Source organism: Paenibacillus sp. Aloe-11 (genome assembly GCF_000245715.1).
GTDB lineage: Bacteria > Bacillota > Bacilli > Paenibacillales > Paenibacillaceae > Paenibacillus > Paenibacillus kribbensis.
In genome coordinates this window covers 89,681-93,289 of the sequence record NZ_JH601082.1, presented here as the reverse complement: position 1 = coordinate 93,289, position 3,609 = coordinate 89,681, and the positions used below count along the sequence as shown (strand labels likewise).

The 3,609-nt window shown below is 44.5% G+C and carries 2 protein-coding genes; one reads left to right on the top strand and one right to left on the bottom strand.

Features of this window, described 5'->3' with window-relative positions; translation table 11 throughout:
- Positions 1-314 precede the first annotated feature (314 nt).
- Positions 315-1,145, bottom strand: coding sequence for a helix-turn-helix transcriptional regulator (locus WG8_RS25315; protein ID WP_007433156.1), 831 nt, complete (start codon positions 1,143-1,145; stop codon positions 315-317).
- Between the two features lie 586 nt (positions 1,146-1,731).
- Between WG8_RS25315 and WG8_RS25310 the strand changes: the two genes are divergently transcribed.
- Positions 1,732-3,231, top strand: a complete 1,500-nt coding sequence (locus WG8_RS25310) for a malate:quinone oxidoreductase (protein ID WP_007433155.1) — start codon at positions 1,732-1,734, stop codon at positions 3,229-3,231.
- The last annotated feature ends 378 nt before the right edge of the window (positions 3,232-3,609 follow it).

Below are 3,609 nucleotides of genomic sequence, written 5' to 3'. Positions count from 1 at the left end.
CGCTTTTTGCCCAGTCGCGTTTGGCGACGGATTGGCCGTTTCTCCATTGGCAGACCCCGTGTTGTTTGAGCAGGCGCTCAGAAGCAGCAGCAAACTGATAATGCCTGTAAAAAAGACAGACCACGAGGTGGTTTGACGAACTTTCATATGTTGTGTGCCCTCTCTCTATCTTTGAAAATGATGATCATTATCAATTACATTTACAATAGTATCATCACACAAACCTGATGAGAATATAGAGATTCCCGATCCAATGATGGACAATTTCACATGATCAGACCGTCTAAGACAGGTGAGGTGGCATTACTGCACATTCAAGCCTCCGTGCTGTCGAAGTCTACTTGGCTGGGCGCAACTCCTTTATACTTTTTGAACAGTCTGCTGAAATAGTACGGATCTGAATACCCAACGCCTTTGGCAACGGCGGAGACGGAAAATTGCTTCGTTAATAGCCACTCGTGTGCCTTATTCATTCGGTAATGGATCAGATAATCGATAGGACCTGTCCCGGTATATTTAGTGAACAGATAAGAGAAATATTTGGCCTTCAATTGGTAACGGTCGGCTAGCTTTGACAGTGTCAGCGGCTCGGTGAAATGCGACTGAATATACCGGACTGCGTCCTCAATAATGAGATAGCTGTCCTTGTTCTGATGGTAACGCTCCGATTGAAGCACTTTGGTGATAACCTGGTAAAATAGCGAGCGTTGATTCAGCTTGTCCATCACATCAGGAGCGGAAGCGGCATTCAGTAACTGCTCCACCAGCCCCAGCAATTCTGGGTTTAGCGTAACCTCCATACAGAAAACGTCTTCTGGCCGCCGAAGACCCTTCTCTTCACCTGCCCCGCTCGGCAGGTAATGAGCCAGGCAATACTGGAAGCCGTCTGCGCCCGAAATAACTTCCAGCCGTCTGCCTGCTCCTCCGATCAGGATAAGGCCAGGCTTCATCATGTAGCGTTCTACCTCGTCGAAGACGAATGTGGCTTCCCCCTCGAGTGCAATGATGATACCGCATTTGGCGGTGGGCTTGTGGACATGTCCACTATAAATACGGTTACCCTCTAGCCATGTGCGGTATACACCGAACAATTGAATGGGTGTAATTGCAAAATATTGCGCAAGCTCTTCATAGGTCCGCGACATCCGGGGAGCCTCCTAATCAATCATGTTGACTTTCATAAATGAGATTCATTATCAATCATAAGTTACGAAGCCATTATAGAAAAAACGTCCCTCCATTGCAATGCAAACCGGTTATTTGCTACACTACGAATCTATCACTGTGGCGATTCCAATCAATGGATGCTTGAGGTAGTGCGGCTTCGGTATTCACATACTAGGACAAAAGCAACTATGAATCACCCGATAACCCCGCCCGCATAATATGGATATGAGTAAAACATAATCCCATCTCCAGCAAGATAAAATTCTGCCCATCAGCACTAATCCACTCATCATCTGTATATCATGGATTATTGCGAAGGCCCCATTTTCGGTTAAAATAGTTCTAACGCTAAATCCTTTTTTTCTGAAGAGAATTCTCACTTTTTAGCAAAAGTAGTTTATAATTATCAGAGGAAAGACGATATAATTTTTAAATGCTTATATTTAAGCTATAATGGAGACAGAAAAGAAAAGATATGTTCCTGAGTGGAGCCTTGCTTCTTGTATCACCTAAGCAGGAGGGCCTGCTCTTTTTTGCAAATTCAAAAAGATAAGGAAGGTTTTTATGAGCGGAATGCAGAAAAAAACAGACGTTATCTTAATTGGTGCCGGAGTCATGAGCGCGACTCTGGGATCATTGCTGAAAGAGTTAGCACCAGAATGGGAAATTAAAGTGTTTGAGAAACTCGCAAACGCAGGAGAAGAAAGCACTAACGAATGGAATAATGCGGGTACAGGCCATGCTGCACTATGCGAGCTGAACTATACATCCGAAAAAGCTGACGGATCTATAGATATTCGTAAAGCTGTAAACATTAATGAACAGTTTCAGCTCTCAAGACAGTTTTGGTCTTTTCTTGTAAGCAGCAATTTAATTCGTAACCCACAGGACTTTATCAAGCCAATACCTCATATGAGTTTGGTAACAGGTGATGAAAATGTATCTTTTTTGAAAAAAAGGTTTAAAGCGCTTTCAGATGTTCCTCTGTTTCAGGGAATGGAATTTTCCGATGATCCCGAAAAACTGAAGGAATGGATTCCGCTGATCATGGAAGGCCGTACATTAAATGAACCGATTGCGGCGACCAAAGTCGACTCTGGAACAGATGTCAATTTTGGTGCTTTAACACGCATGTTGTTTGATCATTTAAAAAGTAAAAATGTCGAGATTTATTACAAGCATAAAATTAAAGATATTAAACGTACGAGCGATGGCTCGTGGGAAGTCAAAGTGCAAAATCTGGATAACGGCAAAATCGAATACCATACTGCCAAGTTCGTCTTTATCGGCGGTGGGGGCGGAAGTCTGCCTTTACTACAAAGAACCGGTATTCCTGAGTCCAAGCATATCGGAGGATTTCCGGTAAGTGGGCTTTTTATGGTATGTAAAAATCCTGCAGTTGTCGCGCAGCACCATGCCAAAGTATACGGTAAAGCCAAGATTGGTGCGCCTCCCATGTCTGTTCCACATCTGGATACGAGATACATCGGCAACCAAAAAGCACTGCTGTTTGGACCGTTTGCCGGTTTCTCACCCAAGTTTTTGAAAACGGGTTCAAATTTGGATCTGATCTGTTCTGTAAAACCAAATAACCTCTGTACGATGTTGGCGGCAGGCGCTAAAGAGATGGCATTGACCAAATACCTGATCCAGCAAGTGATGTTATCGAATGAAAAGCGCCTGGAAGAATTACGCGAGTTTATTCCGAACGCCAAAATCGAGGACTGGGAGATCGTAGTAGCGGGCCAACGTGTGCAGGTGATCAAAGATACGGAGGCTGGTAAAGGAGCCCTTCAATTTGGTACGGAAGTGGTTAGTGCGGCTGATGGCTCGGTAGCTGCATTGCTCGGTGCTTCTCCGGGTGCTTCTACTGCTGTTAACGTGATGCTGAAAGTATTAGAAAAATGCTTCCCACAACATATGAAAGAATGGGAGCCGAAAATAAAAGAAATGATTCCTTCTTACGGTGTGTCACTAGCGGAAAACCCGGAGCTTTTCCAAGAAATTCATGCTTCCACAACGCAGACGCTTGGTCTGGGACAAAAAGAACCGCTCCATCGTTAATTTTTGAATGCAGGAATAATGAAATATGCAATGACTCAGGCCCAATTCACTGGTAAATAATCCTACGATATGCATTAAAATCGCATCAGCAACAACGCCAAGCGGTGGGAGGCCTTCCCACCGCTAAAATGCTTGCTTAAGAATACAAAATGTTGCAATCCTCCCATGTTTCCGATCATAGGTGTCTGATATAGTGTTCACAGTAATTGTGTAAGCGCTTTATAAAGTGGAATCACTTATGGTTATTCGGGTTTGAAGAAAGGGGACAGGGAGATGAGAAGAAAGAGACAGGCATGGTTGTTGCTGGTGGTGGCGATCGTGTTCGTGTTCGGTTCGTGGCCGATGCGGCTGACACCAGCGGCGGCGGCAGAATCGGCC